Source organism: Arthrobacter sp. AOP36-C1-22, from assembly GCF_052377515.1.
Taxonomy (GTDB): domain Bacteria; phylum Actinomycetota; class Actinomycetes; order Actinomycetales; family Micrococcaceae; genus Arthrobacter_H.
The window spans coordinates 1-25,285 of the sequence record NZ_JBQSWW010000018.1 but is presented as its reverse complement, the minus strand read 5'-3'; the positions used below and the strand labels follow the sequence as shown (position 1 = coordinate 25,285).

The window sequence follows — 25,285 nt, the reverse complement described above, 5'->3', positions numbered from 1 at the left end:
CCGACCCACGGGAGAACAGTCCTCCAGATGAAACCCACCCTCTTCCAACTCCACCTCCTGCTGGCAACGCCCGTGGTCCTGCTCGGGACCCAGGTCGCCGGCCAGCTGGCCCCGGCCTCCCCGGCTCCGGCCCTGTTGTCCGGCTTGGGCCTGTTGCTGCTGTTCGCGGCGCCGCTCTGGTGGCGGCTCAGGCATGCCTTCTCGGAACCCAACCCATTGGGTGGCGGCCCTCCGGAGCAGATCTGGACCGCGGATACGGCCTCTGAGGTCTTCGCCCGTAATTTCGCCCGGACCGGAATCCTCCTCGGGGTGGCCCTGGCGATCAGCGTCATCGTCTTCGCCCTGACCGGTGCCCACGAGCCACCGGACCAGGCGTTGGAGGTGCTCTCCTACATCGTCCAGGGGCTCTTCGTGTTGACGGCCTTCACGCTCACCATCACCTCCGTGCCGTTGGATACCGCCTCCCATGACGCGGTCGGTGACTCCCGGAAGTCCATGAAGCGGATCAACCAGGTGGCCTTGGGCGGCAAGGACCTCCCCCTCACCGAGCACGATCGACTGGTGGCCCTCCGCGTGGCGATCGTGGCACCGCTCAGGCTGCGTCTACGGGGCTTCGGCATCACCTTCTTCCTCGCGTTCCTCGCCGTGGGCTTCGGCAGGAACATCGCGCTGGGCGAGGGCGACATCTTCGACTTCCTCCTCCCGGCCCTGCTTCTTCTGCTCGCCCTCATCCGGATCCCCTATGTGGCCGGGCAGTTACGTCGGGCCCGCCACTACGCCAGCGAAAACCTTCCCCGTCCTCTCGCCGAACGCTCAAGCGCCAACGTGGAGGACCGATGAAAACGTGGTTCTTCCTGACCTACACCATCAGCGGAACCGTGCTCGTCCTGTTCGCGGCCCTGGGCGCCGGCCAGTTGGCGCCCGGGTCCCCGGTTCCTGCCCTGGTGACCGGGCTGGGGCTCTTGGTGATCCTGGGGTTCCCGCTCTGGTGGCGGCTCAGGGATGCCTTCTCCACACCGGACCCGCTGCGTGGCGGACGGGCCATCGCCTCCTGGTCGGAAGCCACCCCGGTCATCTTCGCCCGCAGGTTCGCCCTGATCGGCGCCGTCCTCGGCGGTGGGCTGGCGATCAGCGTCGCCGTCTTCGCCTGGTTCGGCGCCACCGATCCACCCGCCGCGGCGTTTGAAACACTGCTCGGGTACCTCCAGGCGCTGTTTCTGGCCGCCGCCTTCACGGCCATCTTCTCCGCGACGTCCGTGGGGCAGGCACTGCTGCGTGCCGCAGGAAACAGCCAGGAGCAGTTGAAAAGGATCAACCAGGTGGTCCTGCGCGGTCGGGAGATGGACCTGGACGGACAGGAGCAGATCCACGCCGCCCGCGTCGCCTCGGTCCTGCCGGTGTCCGTCCCGTTGCAGACCTACGGTTTCGGTTACCTCTTTGCCTCGACGGGCACGATCTTCGCCCGCCAAGCCCTCGTGGGTCAGGGCGGTTTCTTCGGTATCCTCTTCCTGATCCTGCTGGTGATCTTCGTGGCGGTTCTGGTGCCCCGCACCATGCGCCAGGTGCGCAAGGCCCGCCGCTACGCCAACAAGCACGCCGGTCTGCTCGCCGAATGAAACTGCCCTACCGTTGCCCCGCCTTGGACCTCCACAGCAGATACACGAAATAGGGGGTCCCCACCAGGGCGGTCATGATGCCCGCGGGGATTTGCGCCGGGGCGATGACCGTACGCCCGATCGTATCGGCCAACACCACCATGCAGGCCCCCAGCAACGCGGCAACCGGCAGAACCCGGGCATGGCGTGATCCGACCAGGCTCCTGGCCGCATGCGGTGCAACCAGACCGACGAAGGCAATAACCCCCACCGATGACACGGCGCCGGCCGTCAGCATCACGGCCGTGGCGAGCAGGACCAACCTCGCCGGGGCCAGGCTGATGCCCAAGACCCGCGGCGAATCGTCATCTACGGCCAGCAGGTCCAGGTCACGACGCGCCCCGGCCAGCACCGGCAGCGCGAGCAGCAGCGCCACCAGGGGCGGCAGCACCGAGTCGAAGCTGCGCCCATAGGTCGAGCCGGAGAGCCAGGTCAACGCCTTGGCCTGGTTATGCGGGTCGGTGGAGACCAGGATGATGGCCACCAGGGCCGCCAGCCCGGCGGAGATCCCGACGCCGATGAGGACCAACCGGTTTTGTTGCAGCCCACCGCGGAAGGCCAACCCGAACACCAACACGGCGGTCAGGGTCGAACCCGCCAGCGCCGAGCCGGTGATCAGCCAGGCCCCGGCCAACGGCACCGTGGTGATCACCGCAATGGCCGCCAGTCCCCCACCCGCGGAGACGCCGAGCAAACCGGGTTCGGCCAAGGGATTACGTGAGATGGCCTGGATCAGGGCGCCGGCGAACGCCAGGGCGGCCCCGGCCAACAAGGCCACCACAACCCGCGGCAGCCGGGTGTTCAGGACGGCGGTGACCGTCGGGCCCGCGTTCCCCATCAGCCAGTTCGACAGATCCCCGAGCAACAGTTTTGCGTCCCCCAGCAACGCCCCGGCCCCGAGCAAGCCCACCAGCAGGACCACGAGCCCGGCCACCACCGCCAGATACCTGGCCGGAGACCTCAGCTTCGCCAGGGTATCGCCCATCATGGCCGTTCCGGCATCTCTCATCCGGTAGGCCAGCACCACCAGGAACACCGCCCCGAACACCGTGGTGACGGCTCCGGTGGGCACCTCCACCCCGGCTGCGGCCCCCAGGATCAGGCGCACCAGCACATCCGCACCGATCACCACGATGGCCCCGACCAGTCCGGAGACCGGCAGCAACGCCCGGTGTCGTATGAGTCCGTCGACCCTCGTGGCCAGCAACCTCACGATCGCCGGGGCACAGAGCCCGACGAAGCCGATGGGGCCGGCAATGGTGACCGAACAGGCGGCGAGCAGGACCGCCAGAACGACGGCGGCAATTCGTCCGGCCCGCGGGTCGGCTCCCGCCAGCCGGGAGGCATCATCGCCCAGCGAAAGCAGATCCAACCGGCGGGCCAGCAGGAGCAGACCCACCGCACCGAGCAGGATCAGCGGGGAGAATTCGCGTAGATCGGTGCTGCTGGTATGCCCGATGCTGCCACTGCCCCAGGCCAGCAGCCCGGTGGTTTCCTGGTTGAAGAGCAGCAACAGCGCCGAGGTCACCGAGGACAATCCCAGCGCGATGGCGGTTCCGGCCAGCACCAGACGCATGGGCCCGCCGCTGCCGGAACCTCCCGCCCCGGAGAGCCCCAGGACCAGCAGGGCGGCGGCCAGACCGCCGATGAAGGCCAGCCCGCCGGAGGCCAGCGAAGGCAGGGCCACCCCGAAGGCCGCGACGGCGACGATGACCAGATGGGCCCCGGCGTCGACCGCCAGGGTGTCCGGGGAGGCCAGCACGTTGCGGGTGGCCGATTGCAGCCCGGCCCCGGCGAATCCCAGCGCCACCCCGACGAGCAACCCGGCCAGCAACCGCGGAATGCGTGAGGCCTGCAGGACGGCGGTCTGCTGGTCGGTGCCTTCCCCGCTCAGGATCCGCAGCAGATCGGCCGCCCCCACGGTGGCGGTGCCCTGGCCCAGGTGGATCAGCCCCAGCAGGACCAGCAGGCCCAGCCCGCTGGCGGCGACCACGGCGATCCCCCGGCCCCGGCGTCCCGGCGTCGTCCGCCGTTCTGGGTCCTGGGGCGGGGAGGCCCGTTCGGTGTCGAGACTCATCCGGCGTTCAGGAAGCGGTGAGGGTGGAGACCAGGGACTTGACGTATTGCGTCATCGAGGAGGGGCCGCCGAACATCCAGATCCCGTCATCGAGGCGCTCCACGTTCCCGTCCTGGACGAAAGGCAGTGACGTCCACACCGCATTATCCTTCAGCGCGTCGGTGAAGTCCCCGTCGACGGGGCTGCCGATGTAGACAAAATGGTCGGTTTTTAGTTTGGTCAGCGCCTCGACGTCGGTCGTGGCGAGCCCATAGGCGGGGTCGCCCTCCAGGGTCCATGGTGCTTCCAGGCCCAGCTCGGTATTGATATCCGTCAGCAACGATCCTGCGGGATAGGGCCTCAGGGACACCTGGCCGTCGGCGACCCAACCGTCGGTGAAGGCCACGCGGGCCCCGTCCAGCCCGGCATCTGCGAGGGTGTCCCGCCCCTCGGCGACGGCCTTTTCGTAGTCGTTGATGGTCGCCGCGGCGGCTTCCTCGGTGCCGGTGGCCTGGGCGATCAGGTCCAGGTTCTCGGTGGCCTGGTCGATTTGCCGGCTGGCATCGGCCGGGGTGATCACGAAGACCGGGGCCAGGTCCTCGAGCTGGGCGATGACGTTCTCCGGCAGATCCGTGGTGGCCACGATCAGATCCGCGTCCAGCGAAGCAACGGTCTCGAAGCTGGGCTCGCCCCGGGTGCCGATGTCGGTGACCGTATCGTCCAGGGGTTCGGCTGTCACCCAGTCGGTGTAGCCCTTGACGTCGGCCACCCCGACGGGCATCACTCCCAGGGCGACCAGGTCCTCCACGACAACCCATTCGGTGCCGACGACCCGGGTGGCCGGCGCGTCGAGTTCGATCTTTTTTCCACGGGTGTCCGTCAGGGTGACCGGGCCGGCGGACTCGGCCGGGGCCTGACCGTCAGCGGTGCTCCCGGCGGGTTCTTCGGTGGTACCGCAACCGGTCAGCAGCAGGGTCGCAGTGGTCAGGATGAGCAGGGGGCGCAGGAGCTTCATGGGGCAGGGGTTCCTTCGGATCGGTGGTCGGAGGCAGGGGTGTTCCACCGCCGGGGCGGGCGGCGGGCGTGAAGCCGGCAGGTTAGACGAGCGCGCCGGCGCGTTTGCCGAGGGCGTGGGTGCGAAGCCGTCCCGTGAACGGGTCGGTATGGGTGACGACGTCGATGCCGTAGACCCTGCTCAGCAGCCCGGATTCCAGGGCTTGCTCGGCCGGGGCGTTGGCGAGGATGCGGCCTTCGGAGAGGACGGCGATGCTGTCGGCAATATCGGCGGCTTCGTCGAGGTCATGGAGGACGACGCCGATGGCCACCTGATGGTCGCGTGCCAAATCGTGGATCAGGTCGAAGATTTCGACCTTATAGCGCAGGTCCAGATGGTTGGTCGGCTCGTCGAGCAGCAGGATCGAGGTGTCCTGGGCCAGGCAGCTGGCCAGCCAGACGCGTTGGAGCTGACCTCCTGAGAGTTCATGGACACCGCGGTTCGCCAGCTCGGTGATCCCCGTCAGCTCCATGGCGTGTTCGATCGCTGCCGCCCCGTCGGGGTCGGCCGCCCGCCAGCGTCCCCGATAGGGGTGCCTGCCGAATTCCACGACGTCGCGCACACTGAGCCCGTTCGGGACCGGACGGCTTTGCGCCAGCAAGGTCACCCGTTGGGCGAACTCACTACGTTTGAGGGCCAGGGCATCGGTGCTGGCACTGGCTTCTTCCAGCTGCAGGGCCCCTGACTCGGCATCATGCAGCCGGGCCAAAGCGCGCAGGAGCGTCGATTTGCCGCTGCCGTTGGGGCCCACCAGCGCCAGGATGCGGCCGGGTTCCAGCGTGAGGAACGCATGGTGGACGACGTCGGTGCTTCCGTAGCGCAGGTTCAACCCGTCGGCCGTGAGCATGACATTAGGTTTATTGGACATCACGCAAACATATTAGCTTAGGCTCACCTTACTGACCAACCTGTGGTGTGATCCGCATCGGTGTGGGAACCCCATGCCCGGAACCGTGAGCTACTCCCCCGCCACATCGCGGCGCAGTTCGCGTTTGAGGATCTTATGGCTGGGCCCCAGCGGGAACTGGCCGACGAAGCGGATGCGCCGGGGGTATTTATGCTTGGCCAGCCGGGTCCTGCTCCAGGCGATGATGTCCTCCGCGGTGGGCTCTGCGCCGTCGTACCCGGTATCCCTGATGACCACGGCACAGATCTCCTCGCCGCGTTCCTCGTCGGGAACCCCGATGACCGCTACCTGCTCGATGCCGGGGCAGCGGGAGAGGACCTCTTCGACCTCTCGCGGGTAGACGTTGAATCCGCCGCGGATGATGACGTCCTTGGTGCGGTCGAGCACCGTGATGACGCTGTCGTCGTCCATGGTGCCCAGGTCCCCCGTGCGCAACCACCCCTCGACCATCGCCGCTTCGGTGGCTTCCGCGTTGCCGAGGTAGCCGGCGAAGACGTTATGCCCGCGCACCAGGATCTCGCCCAGTTCGCCATGGGGCAGTTCGGCAAGGGTCTCGGGGGTGGTGCGGTCGCTGATCATGACGTCGACACCCCAGATCGCCGGGCCCACGGTGCCCGGTTTCACACCGGCGTTAGGGGTGTTCGTGGAGACCACCGGGGAGGTTTCCGAGAGGCCGTAGCCCTCAAAGATGGTCACGTCGAAGGCGGCGTTGAACCGCTCCATCAACGTCTGCGCCATGGCAGCTCCCCCGGAGACGCAGAGCCTGAGTCTCGGCAGTTCGGATTCGTCCTCGGCGGAGGCGAGCAGCTGGTGGAACATGGTCGGCACCCCATGGAAGACGTCGACCTGGTGCTCGCGGATCAACCCCAGCGCCCCGGCGCCGCTGAACCGGGGCAGCAGCACCAGGGTGGCGCCGAGCCGGAAGACGGCGTTCATGCTCGCGGTCTGCCCGAAGACGTGGAAGAGCGGCAGGCAGCCCAGCGCCACGTCGTCGTAGTGGACGTCGTTGGCATCCACCGCCGATACGGTCGCGTTCATCACCATGTTCACCTGCGTCAGGATGGCCCCCTTGGGGGTGCCGGTGGTCCCCGAGGTGTAGAAGACGACGGCGGGGTCCTCGGCTTCACGCGCCACATAGTGGGCCAGCTTCGCCGGTTCCAGTCCAGCGTCCAGGCCCGGGTCTTCCGCGTCCTGCTGTGGCCAGGTGCTGGTCACCACCGGGATCCCCACTTCCGCGGCCGCGGGACCTCCGACCGGCAGGAAGGAGGGGTGGCAGATCAGCATCGTGGCGCCACTGTCGGCCAGCACGTGCACGACCTCCGGGACGGTGAGCAGCAGGTGGACCGGTACGACCACCCCGCCGGCGGCGAGCACGGCATAATAGGAACGTGGGAAGTCCACGACGTTGGGGCTCATGATGGCCACCGCGTCACCGGCGCGGATCCCGGCACCGGCCAACGAGGCCGCCTGTTGAAGCGCTTGGCCCCATAGCTGTGCGTAGGTGTAGGACGTTCCTTCGCTGATCACTGCCGTCTTCTGCGGATACTTGCGCGCCGACCCTTCCAGAACGGCGGCGAGGGATAATGCTGTCATGCCGGGTTTTTCTTCCTGGGATCCGATACGGATGGGGCTGCCAGCAGGGCGGCCACCGAGGTTTCCAGCACTGCTCTGGCGTCGGCAACGGAACGTTCCAGGTACTGGCGCAGCAGTTGCCAGCTGGCCCAGTCGGAGACGACGACCAGGGCCGCGACGAGTCGTTCCCGCTCCCCCGCCTCATGCCGATCAAGCTCTTCGGCGAAATGGGCTTCGATTTCTGCGCGAATTCTCTCCAGGTTCTGACGCAGATTCTGTTGCAGCACGGGTGAGAAGGGGCGTTGCACATCGGCTGCCCGCGCCAGTGGTGCCAGTTCCTCCAAGGCTGCGGCCCGGTGGCGCGCGTAGGCCTGGATGCGTGCGGGCAGGCCGGTGCCCTCGGGCGGCGGGGTGAAGGCCGAGGCCCGGTCATCGAGTTGTCGGCGGGCGGAGGCGGCCATCACCGCCTCCATATCGGTGAAGTGGCCCCAGAGCGTCCGGGGGGACACCCCCGCGCGTTCAGTCACCTGGCGGGCGGTGGGTTTGAGTTTCCCGTCGGTGATCAGCCCCAAATGGGCGTCGACGATCTGGGAGCGGGTGCGTTCGGCCCGGGCGCTGCGGCCGTCCACGTCGTTCATGCTCGACCATTTCCCGGGGCGCCCTGGCCGTCCGGGGTCGCCTCGGTCAGCCAGGGGGCCGGTTCCAGCGTCGGATCCCCGGTGGCCCGGGCGTGCTGGCGGAGCCGATCGGCGATCCGGGCGCACCCGATCTGCTGGGCGTAGAACATGGGCCCTCCCCGGTGGGCGGGCCAGTTATAGCCTTTGACCCAGATGAGGTCGATGTCCCCGGGGCGTTCGGCGATGTCCTCGGCGAGAATCCGGGCACCTTCGTTGATCATCGGGTAGAGCAGCCGTTCGAGGATCTCCGCGGAGTCGATTTCCCGGCGTTCGATCCCCTGTTCGGCGCTGGCAGCTTCGATGATGTCGGTGACTGCGGGGTCCTCCTGACGCTCACGGCCCTGGTAGGCGAAGAAACCTGCTCCGGTCTTTTGCCCGAACCTGCCGGCCTCGCAGAGCGCGTCACTGACGGCAGCTGTGGTGCCCCGGGCCTGGCGGTTGCGCCAACCGATATCCAGCCCGGCCAGATCGGCCATGGCAAACGGGCCCATGCGGAAACCGAAACCGGTCAACGCGTCATCGACCTGCCCCGGAAGCGCCCCTTCCAGCAATAAGGCCTCGGCCTGGCGGGCGCGGACTTCGAGCATCCGGTTGCCCACGAACCCATGGCAGACCCCCACCACGACGGGGCATTTGCCCAGCCGCCGGGCCAAGGAAACCGCTGTGGCGAGAACCCGGGTCTCGGTGGCCTCCCCCCGGACGACTTCCACCAGTTCCATCACATTCGCGGGGCTGAAGAAGTGCATTCCCAGCACGCGGCCGGGATGGGCCGTGGTGGCGGCGAGTGCGTCCACATCGAGGTAGGAGGTGTTCGTGGCCAGTACTGCGTCCTCGCTGGCGTGGGCATCCAGTCGGGCGAAGATCTCTTTTTTGACGTCCAGGTCCTCAAAGGCCGCTTCGATGATGAGGTCTGCCGAGGCCAGGTCGGCGTAGTCGAGGCTTCCGCTGATGCGAGCAAATTGTTCGTTGGCCCTCTGGGGGCTGCGGCTGCCGTGGGAGACCGAAACGTCCAGAGTCGCCCGGACCTGGGTCAGGCCGCGGTCCAGGGCTTCGGCAGAGGTTTCCACCACGGTGACCGGAACCCCCGCGGTGGCCAGGGCCAACGCGATGCCCCCGCCCATGGTCCCGGCACCGATGACTCCGGCACGCCGCACGTCGCGGGCGGCTGTTTCTCCCGGGGCGGTGGCGAGGGCCCGGGGCGTGCGGCTGGCCCGTTCGGCGGCGAAGAGGTGGCGACCGGCCGCCGATTCGTCGCTGGCCAGCCGCTCCAGGAACTTCTCGCGTTCGAGCTCCGCCCCGGCGTCGAATCCCTGCTCGATGCCTGCGGCGAGGGAGTCCACTGCCGCCCGGGCCGCGAAGGGGTCCTTGGCCTTGCGCAGTGCCGGGGCCGCGAGGCGTTCGATGGTTCCCGGAACGGCTGAAGCTTCGGCGATCCGCCGGTTCAGGTCACGGGTTCTGGTGGGGGGCGTCGACTCGGTTCCGGGCTCCTCGTCGAGCCGGGAAGCCGCCCAGGCGACGGCGGCACAGGAGAAATCCCCACCATCAAGAACCGCGTCGATGAGCCCGTCACCTTCGGCAGTGGCTGCACCGACGCGCGTTCCGGTCAGGATCATGGCCAGTGCCCGTTCGGGCCCGACGAGTCGCGGCAGCCGCCCGGTGCCGCCGGCCCCCGGGATGAGCCCCAAGGTGATTTCCGGCAGCCCGAGCAGGGCCTCGGGGTGGGCGACCCGCCTGTGGGCGGCCATCGCCAATTCCAGCCCCCCGCCCAGGGCCACCCCGGAGATGGCTGCGGTCACCGGCAGGGCCAACGACTCGATCCGGTCCACGAGTTCGGGCAGCGAGATCCTGTCGGTGGAGCCACCGAATTCGGTGATGTCGGCGCCGGCGGAGAAGGCCTTCTCCGTGCCCGTGAGCACCACGGCGCGCACACCTGACAGATCCGCCACGTCATCGAGGGCCTGGGCGATCGCCGTGCGGGCCGCCTGCCCCAGGGCGTTGACCGGCGGAGCCAACAGGGTCAGCAGGACGACGTCGTCGTGCCGGGAGAGGGCGACCCGGGGCGCGGGGCGGGAGCTGCGGTCGGTCATGGAGCCCTTCCGGTGGGGGTGCAGGTACTGGCAGGCTATTGATTCGGCGGCAGGGTTATTTGAAGGCTGAGATGCCGGTGATGTCCCGGCCGACCAACAACGACTGGATCGAGTCGGTCCCTTCATAGGTGCTGACAATGTCCATATCGGTCAGATGCCGGGCGATATGGCGTTCGATGAGTACACCGTTCCCGGCGAGCATGTCCCGGGCCTCGTTGCAGATCCATTTGGCCTTCTGCGCGGTGGACATCTTGACCATGGAGGCCATCGGACCGGTGAGTCGGTCGGTCTCTGCCAGCTCGGCCATCCGGGTGCACATCAATTGCATGGCGGTGAGCTCGGAGAGCATATTGGCCAGCTTGTTCTGCACCAATTGGAAGCTGGCGATCGGTTGGCCGAATTGTTCGCGCTGACCGGCGTAGGTGGCGGCGATTTCGTAGGCGGCCATGGCGTGGCCTACCGCTTCCCAGGCGGCGCCGCCACGGGTTGCGGTGAGTACCCGGGAGACATCGCGGAAGGAGTGGCAGTTCTCCAGTTGGTTGGCTGCGGGAACGCGCAGTTCCGAGATCACGATATCGGATTGCCGGATCGCCCGTTTGCCCATTTTCCCGGTGATCACGGTGGGTTCATATCCTGCGGGGTAGGTACCGTCGTCGTTCTTCTCCATCACGAATCCCTTGACCTGGCCGTCGGCTGCGTCACGGGCGAAGACGACGACGATATCGGCGGCATCCCCGTTGCCGATCCAGCGTTTATGCCCGTTGAGGACCCATTCTCCGCCCTCGCGGCGGGCGCTGGTTTCCAGGGCAACGGAGTCGGAACCGTGCTCTGGTTCGGTGAGCGCGAACGCCCCCGTGCGCTGAAGCGTGGCCATCTCCGGCAGCCAGCGTTGGCGTTGTTCCTCGCTGCCGAGCATGGCGATGGTCCCCATGCCCAGCGATGAGTGCACGCCGATATAGGTGTTGATGGAGCCGTCGCCGCGGGAGATTTCGCGGGCGACGATTCCTGCCGCCCGGCGGCTCAACCCCGGGCACCCGTACCCTTCGATGGTGCCGCCGATGATGCCCAGGCCCGCCAAGCCGGGGCGAAGCTGGTGCGGGAACTCGGCCCGTTCCCAGTACTCGTTGATGATGGGCAGGACATCCGTATCGACGTAGGCTCGGATCCTGTCGCGCAGGGCGATCTCCGCATCGTCGAGTTCCTCGTCGAGCAGGAAGTAGTCGCTGGTGACCGTCATACCGTTTTTCACGCTGCCATCCTGTGGTGGGGGGAACTGGCGGGTCGAGCAACCCGAACAATTTGCACACTAACTGCAAATTGTTTCTCGGGCAAGGGTTTTCGGTGGACCGGCGACCGTCTCAGCCGGCCGCCGACCGTGCTGCGGCGATGAAGGCGCGGATCAACCCGGTGTCCTTGACCCCGCGCCGGGATTCCACCCCGCTGGAGACGTCGGCGCCCGTGGCCCCCGAGCTGTTCAGCAGGGCCGCGACATTGTCCACGGTGAGCCCTCCGGCCAGCAGCCAGAATCCCTCAGGGGCCCGGCCGGCCAGCACCGAGGGGTCGAAGGTCTCACCGGCCCCGGGGTCGACGGCGTCCAGCAGGATCCGCTCGGCGGCCCACTCGGCGCGATCGGCCGAGGACAGGGCGGCATACGCCGGGGCCGAGAAGGCCCGCAGGGTGCGATAACCAGCCTCCTGGGCGGCGCGGATATCGGCCAGGGGTTCTTCACCATGCAATTGGACGGTGGACACCCCTGCCGCTACCGCGGTGGACAGGACGACATCGAGGGGCTGGTTGCGGAAAACCCCTACGGTTTCGACCGTTGCGGGGACGTCGTTGATCAGTTGGCGGACCACCCCCGGCTCCACGGTCCGCACACTGCCGGGGGCGAAGATGAATCCCAGGGCATCGGCCCCGGCCTGGACGGCGGCAGCCACGGTTTCGGGCGTGCTCAAACCGCAGATCTTCACATAGCGTTCGGTCATGTCCGGGCTCCGCTCCTCGCCTCCGCCCGGCAGCTCGCCGGGGTGCTCCCCTAGTATCCTGCACGGGGCCATGCCTCGGCCAGCCGTCCGAGGGCAGGGCCGGCGGATCAGTCGCCGGGTCGGTCGCCGTCGGAAACCCTGGTGTGGATGCGTTCGCCGTCTCCCCCGAAAATGCTCAGCACCTCCACGGATCGGCCATCCGCCGATCCCATGGCGTGCGGGATCCGGGTATCGAATTCGGCGGCCTCCCCGGGTTCGAGCACCAGGTCCCGATCTCCCAGCAGCAGGCGCAATTTCCCGGAGAGCACATACAGCCAGTCGTATCCATCATGCACGCGGGGCTCCGGCATGACTTGGCGTCCCGGATAGGTCATCCTGAACGTCTGCGTGGGCGAGTTCGGCGGAGACAGCCTGAGGGTCTGGATGCCGTGGTGCATGCTGCGGGTGGGGCGGACGCGCGGGTCGGGCACCTCGGCGGGGATGAGCTCGTCGATGCCGATGCGCAGCGCTCGGGTCAGCGGCAACAGCAGTTCCAGGCTGGCTTGGCGCTTGCCCGATTCAAGCCGCGAGAGCGTGGACACCGATATGCCGGTCTTGGAGGCCAGATCCTCCAGCGTCCGATCCTGCTTCACCCGGGCAGCCCGGAGTCGGGGGCCGATCTGCTCGAGAACCGTATCCTTCACATCTTTCCCTTCTTGCTGTTTCTGCAAAGATATTTGCCATCATAGCAGTGGGGGTTCCACAGTTGAAGCATGAAAACCAACAGCAACTACGACGTCATCATCATCGGCGCTGGCGCCGCGGGTCTCAGTGCAGCACTGATGCTCGGCCGCTCGCTCCGCAGCACGCTTGTCCTGGACACCGGCACCCCGCGCAACCGCTTCGCCGCAGGGATCCAGGGTGTCCTGGGCCACGACGGCACCGCCCCCGAGGACTTCTTGGCCCGCGGCCGTTCCGAGGTCGCCGGCTATGGCGTCCAGTTCGGCACGGCGGCAGCCGCAACCGTCGTGGCAACCGACGCCGGTATCACCGTGACCGATACCCAGGGCCGGCACCATGCTGCCCGCCGCCTCGTGGCCGCCACCGGAATCAGCGATGAACTCCCGCCGCTGCCCGGCCTCGCCGCGGGCTGGGGAACCGATGTGCTGCACTGCCCGTATTGCCACGGCTGGGAGGTCCGCGGTCAACGCCTCGCCATCCTGGCCACCTCGCCCATGGCCCTGCACCAGGCGCAGCTGATCCGCCAGTGGAGCGACGACGTCGTCCTCTTCAGCGCCGGCGCCGGGCCCATCGACGACGCACTGGCCACCACCCTGGCCTCCCGGGACGTGGTGATCGACAACCGGCAGGTCACCGGCATCCTCAGGAGCGACGCCGGGGCCCTCACCGGGGTGCGGATGGTAGACGGCGGGCAACGGAACCTCGACGCCCTTTTCACCGCCGGTGAACTCCACCCCCAGGACGCCTACCTTGACGGACTGGGTTTGACGCGGGAGCAGACACCTTTTGGCAGCTTCATCGCCGCCGATCCCACCGGCAAAACCAGTCACCCGAGGATCTGGGCTGCCGGAAACCTCGTCGCCCCGATGGCCAATGTGCCGATGAGCATGTCGGCGGGCACGATGGCTGGCAGCATGGTCAACATGGATCTGGTGACCGAGGATTTCAACCACGCAGCACAGCAGGTTCACGCGGCATGAACGAACGGAGCAGCACCGACATGGAGCACCAACACCACCACGACGAGGCGCCCATCGAGCCGCGCGCCTTCTGGGAAGCCCGGTACGGCGAGCGCGAAAGGATCTGGAGCGGGGCTGCCAACCGGGCCCTGGTGGACGTTGTTTCCCCGCTGAAACCGGGCAGCGCCCTGGATCTGGGCTGCGGGGAAGGCGGGGATTCGCTCTGGTTGGCCGAGGCCGGCTGGACGGTCACCGGGGCGGATATTTCCACCACGGCCCTCGGACGGGCCGCCCAGGAGGCCCGCTCCCGCGGCCTGGGCGCCGAAGACGTCAACTGGCTTCAGGTCGATCTGGGCGAGGACTTCCCTCCGGGGACCTACGATCTGGTCTCCGCCTGCTTCCTGGCTTCCCCGGTGGACCTGCCCCGCGGGGAGGTCCTGCGCCGGGCCGCCGAAGCCGTGGCCTCCGGCGGCACCCTGCTGATCGTCTCCCATGCCGCCATGCCACCCTGGTCCCGGCACCGGCACGATCCCGGCGAGGCCCCCACCTCCCACGGCCCCCACGACTTCCCCACCCCCGCCGAGGAACTCGAACTCCTCGGACTCGACGAGGACCGGTGGACAGTCGTCACCGCGGAGGCCAGGCCGCGGCAGGCCACCGGCCCCGAGGGCGCCGTCGTCGACCTGGAAGACACCGTCATCGTCGCCCGGCGAAACTAGCAGGACCGGGCCCAGGGCATTGCCGGCCCCCGCGGCCGGCGGCCCTGGCCGGGCGGCCGGCTCAGAGCAGGCCGAACCAGCCCTTGGCGATGGCGGCGAAGGCCCCGACGAACGCGATGATCAGGATGAATGCCCGGGCATGACGGTCATGGACGTGGCGCTGGAGTCGTTCACCGCCGAAGATCCCCACCACGATCGCCAGGACGATCAGCGCCCAGTACCACCAGGGCAGGATGAGTTGCTGCTCCGGGGCGAGGAGGACCTTCGACACCACGGAGACGGTTCCGGTGACCGCGAAGAACGGTTGCATGGTGGCGGCGAAGGAGCGTTGATCCCAACGGGTGAGGACCGCGTATGCACTGACCGCCGGGCCACCGACCCCTGCCATGGAGCTGGTCAGCCCCGACAGCGCCCCGGCGGCGGAACGGATGCCGGGGCCTCCGACGGCGACGCTGGAGCGGGAGAGGCCCAGCGAAAGGAGCAGGGCGATCAGCACGATGATGCCCACCGACAGGGAGAGGACCGCAGACTCCAGCCGGGTGGCGATGAGCGCCCCGATGACGGAGCCGACGACGCTGAAGGCGGCCAGCCAGCGGAACGCGGACCAGTTGATGTCCTTCCAGACCCGCGGGGTGATCAGCGTGGAGGAGACGACGCCGCAGATGTTCACCAGCAGCACCCCCTCATGGGGGCCGAGCAGCAACACCAGGAACGGTGAGGCCAGCATGGCGAATCCCAGCCCGGCGACCCGTTGGGCGACGGCACCGATGAACACCAGGGAGGCCGCCACGGCCAGGAGTTGAAGATCCACCGCTACAGCCTACTGGGGGGCCCTTGAAGTTTGCGTCGGTTCCGAGGAAGCTGAAAAAATCCCCACCGGGCCACGGCAACAATCTCCAGGAGGTACCTCCCATGGCAGGAACGGTCAGCGACTTCGTGATCGAGCGCATCAGGGAATGGGGTGTCAGCCGCGTTTTCGGTTTCCCCGGGGACGGGATCGGCGCCTTCGACGGCGCCCTGGGCCAGGCGGAGCGTGAGGACGACGGGGTGGACTACATCCGTCCGACCCACGAGGAGATCTGCTCGCTCATGGCCACCGCCCACGCCAAGTTCACCGGCGAGGTGGGGGTCTGCGTGGCAACCTCCTCCCCCGGGGTGTTCCATCTGCTCAACGGGCTCTACGACGCCCAGATGGACAACCAGCCCGTCGTGGCCTTCGTGGGACAACAGGGGCTGAACGCGCTGGGCACCTTCGGCCAGCAGGTCAGCAATCTGGAACGGGCGTTGGCGGATGTTGCGGTCTACGTGCAGACGATCGTCTCCCCCGAACAGGCCCAGGCCGTCGTGGACACCGCCTTCCGCACCGCCCGCGTCCGGCTGGGCCCCACCGTCGTCATCCTCCCGCACGATGTCCAGGACCAGAAGATGCCCGCACTGCGCCCGCAGAGCTGGGTCTCGCGCTCCAGCGCCGTCGCCCCCTCCACCGCCGTCGTCCCTGCCCACAGTGAGATCCTCAAGGCCGCCGAGATCATCAACGCCGGCTCCAAGGTGAGCTTCCTCGTCGGGCACGGCGCCAACGGGGCCACCGCCGAGGTCCTGAAGGCCGCCGAACTCCGGGGCGCCGGGATCATCACCGCGTTGCGGGCCAAACAAGTCATCCCCTCCGAGGTGCCCCACCATTCCCAACAGCTCGGACTGCTGGGATCGCGGCCCAGCGTGGAGCAGATGGCCGACTGCGACACCCTGGTGTTGCTGGGCACCAACTACCCCTATGCCCAGTTCCTGCCGGAATCAGGGCAGGCCCGGGCCGTCCAGGTCGATCTCAAACCCGAACAGATGGGGCTGCGCTACCCCACCGAGCTGAACCTCTGGGGGGACGTGAAGGAGACCCTCACCGCCCTGATCCCCCATCTGCAGGCCACCACGGACTTCTCCTGGCAGGAGCGTGTCGCGGCGGGCATGAAGGAATGGGAAGCGGAGATGGAGGCCGAAGCCATGGTCTCCTACGACGACGGGGTGAACCCGCGCCGGGTCTACCACGAGCTCAACCAGCGTCTTCCCCCGCGCGCCATCGTCACCGCCGATGCGGGCTCGACCGCCGACTGGTACGGCCACCACATCCGGCTGCGCGAAGGGATGATGGGGGACCTCTCCGGACGGCTGGCCACCATGGTGGCGGCGATGCCCTATGCCACGGCCGCGAAATTCGCCCACCCCGAGCGCAGCGTCATCTGCACGATCGGCGATGGCGCCTTCCAGATGCTGGGCATGAACGAGCTCATCACGATCAAGAAATACCTCTCGCGGTGGCAGAACCCGCAACTGATCATCCTGGTCCTGCATAACAACGACCTCAACCAGGTCTCCTGGGAGATGCGCACCGAGGACGGCAACCCGCTGTGGCCGGCTTCCCAGGACGTGGAGACCATGGACTATGCCGGCTACGCCGAACTCCTGGGCTTCCAGGGGATCCAGGTCAGGAGCGATGACGAGGTCGCCGCCGCCTGGGATGCCGCCTTCGCCCACCGGGGGGTGACCCTCATCGATGCCTACACCAGCAAGAGCGTCCCACCGCTGCCTCCGAAGGTCGCCTTCGAGTTCGCGAAGAACACCGGGATGGCCCTGCTCAAGGGCGACCCCGAGGGCCTCGATGTCATGGCCGATACGGCCAAGGCGGTGTTCACCGAAGGAGTGGAGCGGGTCAAGGACACCCTGCATCTGGGGCACGAGCAGAAGCCGGAATCCGGGAACGGGCGGTAACGCGCAACCGGGGACGAATAAGCCTTGCTGGGGGCAGGGCACCGGCCTACATTGGAAGGAACGTCAGCTCCGTTCCCAGGGGAGGAATCATGCGCGTCGTTCTGATCATCATTCGGCTGCTCTTGCTGGTGACGGCGGTCGTGGCCATCGTGGGTGCTTTCACGGTCGTGGGCAGCGAAGCAGGTCGTGAGTTCTTCCACAGCAACCAAAACATGTGGTCGGGCCTGCTGGGTCTGTTCGTGGCCTTCTCGGCCGGGATTTCCGTCGCCGGCGCCGTGAGCCCACGCTGGATCCTCGCCCACCCCGGCGGCGCCCTCTTCGCCCTGGTGCCCCTAGTGGTCCTCCTGCTCATCAGGTTCTATTCGGCGTTCGATCACCCCGTCACCCTGAACGTGGCCCTGCTGGGTGCCTTATTCGCGCTGCTCGCCCTGCTTCTGCAGCCGGCCGCAGCGCTGGCCCTGCGCAAGGAAAACGCCCGACGCCCCCGCTCGGTGGACCGCGAACGGGCCTTCTAACTGAGTCCGGCTTCATCCATCGAGACGATGACCCGGCCCTCGCTCGTTCCGGCCAGCAGCGATTCGAAGGCCCGCGGCAGACTCTCAATCCCGGTGAATCCGGTGTGGATCCCGCGGACCGTGCCCTCGCGCACCCATTGGCCGACCTCGGCCTCGAACTGGGGGCGCAGGTCCTCGTGTTCGGTGACGGTGAAGCCGCGCATGGTCAGTTCCCCGTAGATCAGCCGGGTGTAGTTCCGGGGTGCCCCCGACCCGGTGCCCTTCGCCACCGCCCCGCAGATCACCACGCGGCCGCCGTGGCGGAGCATCTCCAGGGCGGCTTCGAGTTGGTCGCCGCCGACATTGTCATAGTAGAGGTCGATCCCCTCGGGCGCGGCCTGCCGCAGCAGGTCCAGGGCTTCGCCATCATGCCGGTTCACGGCGGCGTCGGCCCCCAGCGTGCCGGTGATCAGTTCGACCTTCTCCGCCGAGCCGGCGCAGCCGATCACCCGGGCCCCGCGGGCCTTGGCGAACTGTACGGCGCAGCTTCCCACCCCGCCGCCGGCGCCCGTGACATAGACGTCCTCCCCCGGCTGGACCCGGGCGACATGGATCATCCCGGTATAGGCGGTGAAGCCCACATGCCCCAGGATCGTGAGGTGGTCCTCCAAGGCCAGGTCCTCGGCTTCGGCGCCGATCCGGCGCAGTTCCCCGGCCTCGCAGACCTCGATGCTGCGCCAGTGGACCTTTCCCACGGCCAGATCCCCGACGGCGAACGCCTCGCTGGCCGATTCGATGACCTCGACGACTGCGTCGCTGGCGGGGGTGTCCCCCACCCCGATGCCCGGGCCGTAGGCCGTGCCTTCGCTGCCGATCCGTGAGGCCAGCCCGGCATTCAGGCCCAGGCGGCGGATGGCCACAAGGACCTGCCCCGGTCCGGGGTCGGGCGTCTCGGCGTCGAAGACCCCGAAGTCCGCTGCGGTGACGGTGGAGTCGGGCAGGGCCGTGAGCTGGATTTCCTGACTTTTCATGCCCCCACCGTAGACCCGCCCCGTGCCACCCCCCAAGGTTTGGCACGGGACGGGAGTCATGCGGTCTTCCACCTCCGCCGGGGCGGATTCCCGGCTCTAGACCGGATGCGTGGAGACGAGTTTGGCGTGGACGACGATGTTGTCCTCATGCCGCAGGGTGGCCTTGTCGAACGGTCCCCCGCAGGTGATCACCCGCAGCTCGGCATCGTCGGTATTGGCGTAGGTCCCCGCGCTGGAGAAGGCGTCCTTCTTGGTCTGGATGATCTGGGTGACCTTGAAGACGGCGACCTTGCCGTCGGCGCGGGTCACCGAGATCTCGTCCTTCTTGCGCAGGTCCCCGAGCTTGAAGAACACCGCCGGGCCTTCGTCCTTGGTGGCAGTGACATGCCCCAGCAGCACGGCGGGGCCTTGTTCACCCGGTGAGGGGCCGCGCTTATACCAACCGGCCGGTGCGTCCGGGTCCAACGGGGGGACCCCGATGGTTCCATCGGCCTTGAGGCCGACGTTGAGCAGATCGGTATCGACGTCGATGGCCGGGATCTGCAGGCGGACCGGCTGCGAACGCTTCAGCGGCTTCGGAGCCGGAGCCTGGGTCTGCTTGGGCTTGGGTTTCGGTTTCGGGGCCTTCGACGATGACTCGGTGGTGGTCTTGGTCGGGGTGGCCGACGGCATGGCCGTCGGCGGTGGCGAGGTGGTGGGGGGCGCGCTGGGCGTGTCCGCGATGGCCTCGGAGGCCGGCGGCGAGGGCGGTGGTGCTTCCCCCCGCGCGCCGACTCCGATCAGGACTGCTCCGACGAGGCCGACCGTTGCGGTCACCGCTATCGCGGTGATGCGACGACCGCGGCCGTTGCGTGGGTTTTTCCGTGCGTGCTTCATCGGTTCCAGTCCTTTTCTTCTCCGGGGGTGCCTTTCCTAGTTCTGGTCTGCCTGACGACGGCGGACCATGAAGACACCGGCGCCGGCAGCTGCCAGAACCAGGCCGCCACCCAGGGCCATCGTGGAGGCGTCCATGCCGGCGGTGCTGCCACCACCGGTTTCAGGGTTGCCCTGAGGCATGTCCATCTGCCCGGCCGTCAACGTCCCGCACAGTGCGGGCGCGGTGGCTGCCAACGGCAGTTCGGGAACCAGTGGTGACTTGGCCTCCTGGGCGTCTGCGCCCAGGGTGGCCGGGTCGAGTCCGTGCACGACGACGGAGGCCTGGCCGTTCTTGATCCCGTCGATCGTCTTCTGGTTCATTTCGAAGGTGCGCTCATAGGTGAAGCTGTCACCCATGCCGGCGACTTCCAGGTCGGTGGCCGCCTTGGCACTGGTGTCTCCCTTGGTGGACAACGTGGTGGCCACCTCGCCGTAGGCGGAGCCGCCCTCGGGGGTGCTGACCACGCCGTCGCCGTTCTTGTCGTTGGCGATGGTCGGGCACTTGCCCGTGTCGTTCACGGTCACGTGGACGTGCTGGACGTGCGGGTACGGGTCGCCGTCGAAGGACTTGGCCAGGCCACTGACCTTCTCCGAGACCGTGGCCATGTTCCCGTCCAGGGTGATCGAAGCGGATCCGGAGGCCCCGCTGCCGTTTTGTTCGGTCAGCTGGGCCGAGTAGGAATCCGCTGCCTGGGCCCCTGCCGCGGAGAACGCGACCATACCCAGCGCCATTGCCGGCACGGCCAGTAGTTGGAGGTTCTTCTTCATGATCTTTTCCTTCCATCGGTGGCCCCCGTCTGAAGCGGCGGAAACCGGTGTTCGTGATGCGTTCATGATTCACAACACCTTCTGGTGGTGTCGCACAACACATTCGGAACCCTGCGCGTGTCCGGATTGGAAAGATCTTGAATTATTTTTTTGCCGCGCCTGAACCACCTTCGGTCAACCGCCGTTTCGTCTTGGCGGTGGCCGTGGAAGACCACGGGTCCTCGGGCCACGGATGCTTGGGGTACTTCCCGCGCATCTCCGCCCTGACCTGCGCGTAGGGGCCCGACCAGAACGAGGCCAGGTCGTCGGTCACCGCCAGGGCGCTGCCGCGCGGGGACAATAGATGGAACAACACCGGCACCCGCTCGTCGACCAGCCGGGGGGTGGCGGCCCACCCGAAGCATTCCTGCAATTTCACCGCGACGACGGGGCGGGCCTGCTCGTCACCGATCGCCGGGTAGTCGATCCGCACCTTGGATCCACTGGGGACCAGCAACCGTTCCGGAGCCAGGTCGGCGAAGCGCGAGGCCTGCGGCCAGGGGAGGAGCCGGCGCAACGGTTCGGCCAGATCGACCGACTTCACGCCGGCCCCGGCGGCCAACGCCTGGAGTTCGGGGCCCAACCAGTCATCCAACCGGCCCAGCAGGGCGCTCTCGCTGACATCGGGCCACGGGGCGCCGAGTTCTCGGTGCAGCAAGGCCATCCGGCGGCGCAGCCCATCGGCTCGGGCGGAGAAACCGATGATGTCCAGTCCACCGGTTTCCAGGGCGGTGGCGACGGCCGCGGCCGCCTCTTCCACGGAGGCGCGGACCGGCGTCGTGCCCAGGACGATGGACCCCAGCCGGCGTTCCCTCCGGGCCAGGACCCGACCCGATTCGAACCGGGCGTGGACCCGGTCGGTCAGCAGATGTCCGGCGGCGGCTTCGGCCGTCTCGGCATCCAACGGTGCCGCGGAGCGGATGACGGCCCCGGTTCCGGCGGCGGCCCGGCCCGCCGCGCGGGAGACCTCGGCGACGGCCAACCACGGCTGCCCTGCCAGCGAGGACCCGGCAGGCAGTCCGGCGCGGGTGCCCGAGGCCAACAGGTAGCTCTGGCCCGCCCCTGATTCGACCCTGCGGGCGATCCGGTCGGGGTAGGCTAGGGCGACGATGAGTCCTGCCTCCGCGGGGGCACCGGGCCCCGAGGCCACGGCGGTGGCAGCGGCGGGGGCCGCGGGCGCCCGGGTGCGGGCCAGGATGGCCTCCAGCCGGGTGGTCTCGCGTTTCCAACTCCGGCTCGCGGGGTCGGACCCGGAGCGCAGGGCCGCCAGCAGCCGGGTCAGATCGGCTCCCGGGGCGCGGGCCTCACCGGCGACCATGGCCACGATCTCGGCGACGGAACGGGCCGCTGCCTTGCGGTTCGTCCCGGCTTGGTGACCGGGAGCTGCCGCCTGCTGCCAGGCGGTCCCGTCGATCAGCGCCCGGGCGAGGCGCGGTTCGGCGGGGATGCCCGAGAGGGTCCGGCCCAGCCCGGTGGCCAGCCCGTTCACGTCGATGGCCCCGAGTTCGGTCAGCACGGCCAGCGCGTCGGCCAGGGTGGTCCGTGGCGGTTCCTGCGGCAGTTTCAGTCCCCTGCCACCGGGGGCGCCCCAGCAGGCCAGGGTCAGGGCCGCGCCGGTCAGTTCGGCGACGGCGATTTCCGGGGTCGGATGCCCCGGGGCGGCGCCGAAGGTCTTCTGGTCGTAACAGCGCACCACGGTTCCCGGTCCCTGCCGTGCGGCGCGACCGGCTCGCTGATCGGCCGAGGCCCGGGAGGCCGAGACCGTGACCAGGCCGGTCATGCCGCGGGTGGCATCGCGGCGGGGTTCACGGGCGAGCCCGGAGTCGATCACCAGCCTCACGCCGGGGACGGTCAGCGAGGATTCGGCCAGCGACGTGGAGACGACCACGCGTGGCGGGTCCCCCGCGTCCCGGCCCTTCACGGCCCGGTCCTGGCTGGCACTGTCGATCTGCCCGTGCAGTTCCAGCACTTCGACGCCCGCGCCGACCCGGCGGCGTAGTGCCCCGGCCACCTGGGCGACTTCCCAGGCCCCGGGGACGAAGACCAGGGCGTCGACGGCGGGGTCGGCGACCAGCGCGCTGTGGTGGGCGGTCGTGGCGGTGGTGGCCACATGATCCAGGAAGGCCCGCGTGACCCCGCGGTCATCCAGCCGGGCCACCGCGGCCGGTTCCCAGCGGGTCTCCAACCGGTGCAGTGCCGAGGGGCAGTCGATCACCGGGGCCGGGCCTTCGCCGTCGGCCGTGGACAACAGGGCGGCAAAACGGGGGGCGTCCAGGGTCGCCGACATGGCCAGGAAGGTCAGATCGCCGCGCAGTTCGTGGACCTCGGCGAGCAGGCCCAGCAGCAGATCGGTGTCCAGGGCCCGCTCGTGGACCTCGTCGATGATGACGGCGCCGATACCCTCCAGCCCGGGATCGGCCAGGAGCCGACGCAACAGGATCCCCGGGGTCACGAATTCGACCCGGGTGGCGGGCCCGGCGTGGTGTTCGCCGCGGACCGTGTATCCGACCCGGTCCCCGACCCGGCTGCCGTCGAGCTGGGCCAGGCGTCGTGCCGCGGCGCGGGCGGCGACCCGGCGGGGCTGGGTGACGATCACCCGGCCGGCCAGATTCGCCACCAGGGGTGGCACCAGGGTGGTCTTGCCGGTCCCCGGCGGCGCCTGGACGACGGCGGTGCCGGCCGGGGCGTTTGCGGCCAGGGCGTCCTCGAGGGCGGGCAGCGAGGCGGCGAAGACCAGCCCTGCTCCGAGGGTTTCCAGGTCGAAGGGCCGGTCGGCGCCGGGGGGCGGGGAAGTCACCCACCCATTGTGCCCGGTGGTGCCGCGGGCCCGGGACCGAACCGGGCCGGGCCGTGCCGGACACCGATCAGTCGAAGACCAGCACCAGCCGTCCACGGATCCCGCCGGCTTCGAGCAGGCGGTGCGCTTCGGCGGCACGGTCGGCCGGCAGGACGTCGGCGACCCGCAGGCTCAGCTGGCCGGCGTCGACGAGCCGGCGTAGCTCGTCGAGCTTCCCGTCCGAGTGGTAGTCGGCGGGGACGAAGACCTGGTGGATGGTGATGCCACGTTCGGTGGGACCGTTGAAGCCGCGCACGGTGGCGAAACCGCCCCCGTCCTTGACGGCCGGCAGCGCCACCTCGTGCTGGACCGCCGCGTCCAGCAGCCCGTCGACGCCCTCGGGGTAGAGCCCTCGGATATGTTGGGCGACATCGTCACCGCGCGGGACCAGATGATCCGCTCCCGTTGCCTCGACGATCTGCCGGTCCTTCTCAGCGACGTCCGCGACGACAGTCAGCCCGGCGTGCTTGGCCAGCTGGATCGCATAGCCACCCATGGTTCCTGCGGCCCCGGTGACCGCCAGGACCTGCCCGGGCTGCAGGTCCAGCCGCCGCAGTGCCTGCATCGCCGTCAACCCGTTCATCGGCAACGTGGAGGCTGCCTCGAGGGTGGTTCCGGCGGGGATCCCGGCCACCGAATCGGCGTCGGCCACCAGGTAGGAGACGTAGGCGCCTCCGTGTTCGCCATCGGGGACGGCCATGGCCATGACCTCGTCGCCGAGGGCGAAGCCTGCCCCGTCGCCGACTTCGTCGATGACGCCCGCGGCATCCATGCCCGGCACGTACGGGGGCTCCTTCGCCTCGGTGACCGCCGCGTTGGCGCCGGTGCGGATCGAGGTGTCCGTGGGGCTGACGGCGGTGGCACGGACCTTGATTCGTACCTGGCCCGGGCCGGCATGGGGCTCGGGGACCTCGTGGATGGCGAGGGCTTCCGGCCCTCCGAATTCTGTGACTCCAATGACCTTCATAGGGGCGACAACGGCCCCGAAGGGCCGACTATTCCGAGGCGCGCGGTGACCTGGGGCCCGGATATTCAACGACCCGACCCAAAGAATGACATGATCGGACGTGACCACGCCCCCTGACATGTAGGGTCCTGATGTACCTTCCCGCGAGCTTGCCCAGCCCCGATCCCGCCCTGTCCCAGCTGAACCTGGGGCCGTTGACGATCCACACCTATGCCCTGTGCATCCTGGCCGGCATCGCCGCCGCCATCGTGATCACCCAGCGCCGCCTGAAACGACGGGGAGGCAATGCCGAGGTCGTCCTCGACGTCGTGCTGTGGTGTGTGCCGCTGGGGCTGGTCGGCGCCCGTTTCTACCATGTGTTCACGCATATCAGCGACTACTTCTACCCCGGTGCCGACCCCTGGGACATCATCAAGATCTGGGACGGCGGCAACGCCCTCTACGGTTCGCTGCTCGGTGGTGCGCTCGGCGTGTTCATCGGCTGCCGGCGGGCCGGGGTCCGTTTCCTGTCCTTCGCCGACGCGGTGGCCCCGGCCATGCTCGTGGCCCAGGCGATCGGCCGGTTGGGCAACTGGTTCAACCACGAACTCTTCGGCCTGCCGACCACACTGCCCTGGGGTCTGGAGATCGAGTCCTCGAACCCGAACTTCCCGGCCGACGCAGCCATCGGCACCCTGTTCCACCCATTGTTCCTGTACGAGATCATCTGGAACCTCATCGGCGTCGCCGTGATCCTGTGGCTCGAGCGGCGGATGCGTGCCCGCTGGGGCCGCGCACTGGGCCTTTACCTCATCTGGTACGGCCTGGGCCGCAGCTGGCTCGAGGCCATCCGGATCGACCCGACCTCGGACGTGTTCCTGGGCATCCCGGCCAATATCTGGGCCTCCTTCGCCGCCATCGCGGTGGGTCTGGCGATCGTCGTCGTCCAGGGGGTCCGCCATCCGGAGGCGGAGACCTCAGTCTACCGCGAGGGCTTCGAGCCGGTGGCCGAAGACACCACGGACGAGAGCACGACGGCGGAGGCAGCCCCCGAGGATTCCTCCGCGGATCCTGCCGAGCCGGCTCCGACATCAGCTCCGGAGTC

General features: G+C 68.5%; 22 protein-coding genes. 7 read left to right on the top strand and 15 right to left on the bottom strand.

The features are described 5' to 3' along the window. Nucleotides 1-27 precede the first annotated feature (27 nt). Together ACT3S6_RS10855 and ACT3S6_RS10850 are read left to right on the top strand one after the other, a co-directional pair. Nucleotides 28-840 carry a hypothetical protein gene (locus ACT3S6_RS10855; protein ID WP_444554965.1) on the top strand — a complete coding sequence of 271 codons (813 nt, stop codon included), beginning with the start codon at nt 28-30 and terminating at the stop codon, nt 838-840. Continuing rightward, a complete protein-coding gene (locus ACT3S6_RS10850) occupies nt 837-1,616 on the top strand; it encodes a hypothetical protein (RefSeq protein ID WP_444554964.1) in 780 nt (259 codons plus the stop codon). Before ACT3S6_RS10855 ends, ACT3S6_RS10850 begins: the two co-directional genes overlap by 4 nt. A gap of 7 nt (nt 1,617-1,623) precedes the next feature. Here the strand turns inward: ACT3S6_RS10850 and ACT3S6_RS10845 are convergent, their stop codons facing one another. The 9 genes from ACT3S6_RS10845 to ACT3S6_RS10805 all read right to left on the bottom strand — a co-directional run bounded on the left by ACT3S6_RS10845 (nt 1,624) and on the right by ACT3S6_RS10805 (nt 12,676). Next, nucleotides 1,624-3,732 (bottom strand): iron ABC transporter permease, encoded by a 2,109-nt coding sequence (locus tag ACT3S6_RS10845; RefSeq protein WP_444554963.1) that lies wholly within the window; start codon nt 3,730-3,732, stop codon nt 1,624-1,626. 7 nt (nt 3,733-3,739) lie between these two features. Beyond that, nucleotides 3,740-4,726, bottom strand: a complete 987-nt coding sequence (locus tag ACT3S6_RS10840) for an ABC transporter substrate-binding protein (RefSeq protein ID WP_444554962.1) — start codon at nt 4,724-4,726, stop codon at nt 3,740-3,742. 82 nt (nt 4,727-4,808) lie between these two features. Next, nucleotides 4,809-5,633 (bottom strand): ABC transporter ATP-binding protein, encoded by an 825-nt coding sequence (locus ACT3S6_RS10835; protein ID WP_444554961.1) that lies wholly within the window; start codon nt 5,631-5,633, stop codon nt 4,809-4,811. Nucleotides 5,634-5,723: 90 nt separating this feature from the next. Then, a complete protein-coding gene (locus tag ACT3S6_RS10830) occupies nt 5,724-7,265 on the bottom strand; it encodes a long-chain-fatty-acid--CoA ligase (protein ID WP_444554960.1) in 1,542 nt (513 codons plus the stop codon). Then, complete coding sequence (locus tag ACT3S6_RS10825; RefSeq protein ID WP_444554959.1) at nt 7,262-7,882, bottom strand: TetR/AcrR family transcriptional regulator; 621 nt, start codon at nt 7,880-7,882, stop codon at nt 7,262-7,264. Before ACT3S6_RS10825 ends, ACT3S6_RS10830 begins: the two co-directional genes overlap by 4 nt. Further along, on the bottom strand, nt 7,879-10,008 hold the full coding sequence (locus tag ACT3S6_RS10820; protein WP_444554958.1) for a 3-hydroxyacyl-CoA dehydrogenase NAD-binding domain-containing protein: 2,130 nt from the start codon (nt 10,006-10,008) through the stop codon (nt 7,879-7,881). Before ACT3S6_RS10820 ends, ACT3S6_RS10825 begins: the two co-directional genes overlap by 4 nt. Nucleotides 10,009-10,063: 55 nt before the next feature. Continuing rightward, the gene (locus tag ACT3S6_RS10815) at nt 10,064-11,257 is read right to left on the bottom strand and encodes an acyl-CoA dehydrogenase family protein (protein ID WP_444554957.1); all 1,194 of its coding nucleotides are present in this window, start codon (nt 11,255-11,257) and stop codon (nt 10,064-10,066) included. A 109-nt stretch (nt 11,258-11,366) separates the two neighbouring features. After that, nucleotides 11,367-11,993 (bottom strand): phosphoribosylanthranilate isomerase, encoded by a 627-nt coding sequence (locus ACT3S6_RS10810; protein WP_444554956.1) that lies wholly within the window; start codon nt 11,991-11,993, stop codon nt 11,367-11,369. Nucleotides 11,994-12,100: 107 nt separating this feature from the next. Continuing rightward, on the bottom strand, nt 12,101-12,676 hold the full coding sequence (locus ACT3S6_RS10805) for a helix-turn-helix domain-containing protein (protein WP_444554955.1): 576 nt from the start codon (nt 12,674-12,676) through the stop codon (nt 12,101-12,103). Nucleotides 12,677-12,745: 69 nt separating this feature from the next. Between ACT3S6_RS10805 and ACT3S6_RS10800 the strand changes: the two genes are divergently transcribed. Continuing rightward, a complete protein-coding gene (locus ACT3S6_RS10800) occupies nt 12,746-13,693 on the top strand; it encodes an NAD(P)/FAD-dependent oxidoreductase (protein WP_444554954.1) in 948 nt (315 codons plus the stop codon). Further along, nucleotides 13,690-14,391: a methyltransferase gene (locus ACT3S6_RS10795; RefSeq protein ID WP_444554953.1), complete on the top strand. Its 702-nt coding sequence runs from the start codon at nt 13,690-13,692 to the stop codon at nt 14,389-14,391. The genes ACT3S6_RS10800 and ACT3S6_RS10795 overlap by 4 nt, the downstream gene beginning before the upstream one ends. A 61-nt stretch (nt 14,392-14,452) precedes the next feature. Here ACT3S6_RS10795 and ACT3S6_RS10790 read toward each other — a convergent pair whose 3' ends face one another. Then, nucleotides 14,453-15,202 carry a sulfite exporter TauE/SafE family protein gene (locus tag ACT3S6_RS10790; RefSeq protein ID WP_444554952.1) on the bottom strand — a complete coding sequence of 250 codons (750 nt, stop codon included), beginning with the start codon at nt 15,200-15,202 and terminating at the stop codon, nt 14,453-14,455. Nucleotides 15,203-15,303: 101 nt separating this feature from the next. On the opposite strand from ACT3S6_RS10790, the gene ACT3S6_RS10785 reads away from it, so the two are divergent. Further along, nucleotides 15,304-17,151 carry a thiamine pyrophosphate-requiring protein gene (locus ACT3S6_RS10785; RefSeq protein ID WP_444554951.1) on the top strand — a complete coding sequence of 616 codons (1,848 nt, stop codon included), beginning with the start codon at nt 15,304-15,306 and terminating at the stop codon, nt 17,149-17,151. Nucleotides 17,152-17,240: 89 nt separating this feature from the next. Beyond that, on the top strand, nt 17,241-17,666 hold the full coding sequence (locus ACT3S6_RS10780) for a hypothetical protein (protein WP_444554950.1): 426 nt from the start codon (nt 17,241-17,243) through the stop codon (nt 17,664-17,666). On the opposite strand, the gene ACT3S6_RS10775 is transcribed toward ACT3S6_RS10780, so the two are convergent. From ACT3S6_RS10775 to ACT3S6_RS10755, 5 genes are all read right to left on the bottom strand, one after another. Beyond that, the gene (locus tag ACT3S6_RS10775; protein ID WP_444554949.1) at nt 17,663-18,676 is read right to left on the bottom strand and encodes a zinc-binding dehydrogenase; all 1,014 of its coding nucleotides are present in this window, start codon (nt 18,674-18,676) and stop codon (nt 17,663-17,665) included. The two genes, ACT3S6_RS10780 and ACT3S6_RS10775, sit on opposite strands and share 4 nt — an antisense overlap. A 96-nt stretch (nt 18,677-18,772) precedes the next feature. Beyond that, on the bottom strand, nt 18,773-19,552 hold the full coding sequence (locus ACT3S6_RS10770) for a class F sortase (protein WP_444554948.1): 780 nt from the start codon (nt 19,550-19,552) through the stop codon (nt 18,773-18,775). 36 nt (nt 19,553-19,588) lie between these two features. Next, nucleotides 19,589-20,359, bottom strand: coding sequence for a hypothetical protein (locus tag ACT3S6_RS10765; RefSeq protein ID WP_444554947.1), 771 nt, complete (start codon nt 20,357-20,359; stop codon nt 19,589-19,591). A gap of 142 nt (nt 20,360-20,501) precedes the next feature. Continuing rightward, nucleotides 20,502-23,195 (bottom strand): ATP-dependent helicase HrpB, encoded by a 2,694-nt coding sequence (gene hrpB, locus ACT3S6_RS10760; RefSeq protein WP_444554946.1) that lies wholly within the window; start codon nt 23,193-23,195, stop codon nt 20,502-20,504. Nucleotides 23,196-23,262: 67 nt separating this feature from the next. Further along, complete coding sequence (locus ACT3S6_RS10755; protein WP_444554945.1) at nt 23,263-24,201, bottom strand: NADP-dependent oxidoreductase; 939 nt, start codon at nt 24,199-24,201, stop codon at nt 23,263-23,265. Nucleotides 24,202-24,332: 131 nt separating this feature from the next. Here ACT3S6_RS10755 and lgt point away from each other — a divergent pair. Continuing rightward, a partial coding sequence (gene lgt, locus ACT3S6_RS10750; protein WP_444554944.1) for a prolipoprotein diacylglyceryl transferase occupies nt 24,333-25,285 on the top strand: 953 nt, incomplete at its 3' end.

Bases quoted from the DNA above. Each gene is read 5' to 3' on its own strand.
- ACT3S6_RS10855 (WP_444554965.1), top strand. From the start codon at position 28: ATGAAACCCACCCTCTTCCAACTCCACCTCCTGCTGGCAACGCCCGTG.
- ACT3S6_RS10850 (WP_444554964.1), top strand. From the start codon at position 837: ATGAAAACGTGGTTCTTCCTGACCTACACCATCAGCGGAACCGTGCTC.
- ACT3S6_RS10845 (WP_444554963.1), bottom strand. From the start codon at position 3,732: ATGAGTCTCGACACCGAACGGGCCTCCCCGCCCCAGGACCCAGAACGG.
- ACT3S6_RS10840 (WP_444554962.1), bottom strand. From the start codon at position 4,726: ATGAAGCTCCTGCGCCCCCTGCTCATCCTGACCACTGCGACCCTGCTG.
- ACT3S6_RS10835 (WP_444554961.1), bottom strand. From the start codon at position 5,633: ATGTCCAATAAACCTAATGTCATGCTCACGGCCGACGGGTTGAACCTG.
- ACT3S6_RS10830 (WP_444554960.1), bottom strand. From the start codon at position 7,265: ATGACAGCATTATCCCTCGCCGCCGTTCTGGAAGGGTCGGCGCGCAAG.
- ACT3S6_RS10825 (WP_444554959.1), bottom strand. From the start codon at position 7,882: ATGAACGACGTGGACGGCCGCAGCGCCCGGGCCGAACGCACCCGCTCC.
- ACT3S6_RS10820 (WP_444554958.1), bottom strand. From the start codon at position 10,008: ATGACCGACCGCAGCTCCCGCCCCGCGCCCCGGGTCGCCCTCTCCCGG.
- ACT3S6_RS10810 (WP_444554956.1), bottom strand. From the start codon at position 11,993: ATGACCGAACGCTATGTGAAGATCTGCGGTTTGAGCACGCCCGAAACC.
- ACT3S6_RS10800 (WP_444554954.1), top strand. From the start codon at position 12,746: ATGAAAACCAACAGCAACTACGACGTCATCATCATCGGCGCTGGCGCC.
- ACT3S6_RS10795 (WP_444554953.1), top strand. From the start codon at position 13,690: ATGAACGAACGGAGCAGCACCGACATGGAGCACCAACACCACCACGAC.
- ACT3S6_RS10785 (WP_444554951.1), top strand. From the start codon at position 15,304: ATGGCAGGAACGGTCAGCGACTTCGTGATCGAGCGCATCAGGGAATGG.
- ACT3S6_RS10780 (WP_444554950.1), top strand. From the start codon at position 17,241: ATGCGCGTCGTTCTGATCATCATTCGGCTGCTCTTGCTGGTGACGGCG.
- ACT3S6_RS10775 (WP_444554949.1), bottom strand. From the start codon at position 18,676: ATGAAAAGTCAGGAAATCCAGCTCACGGCCCTGCCCGACTCCACCGTC.
- ACT3S6_RS10770 (WP_444554948.1), bottom strand. From the start codon at position 19,552: ATGAAGCACGCACGGAAAAACCCACGCAACGGCCGCGGTCGTCGCATC.
- ACT3S6_RS10765 (WP_444554947.1), bottom strand. From the start codon at position 20,359: ATGAAGAAGAACCTCCAACTACTGGCCGTGCCGGCAATGGCGCTGGGT.
- ACT3S6_RS10755 (WP_444554945.1), bottom strand. From the start codon at position 24,201: ATGAAGGTCATTGGAGTCACAGAATTCGGAGGGCCGGAAGCCCTCGCC.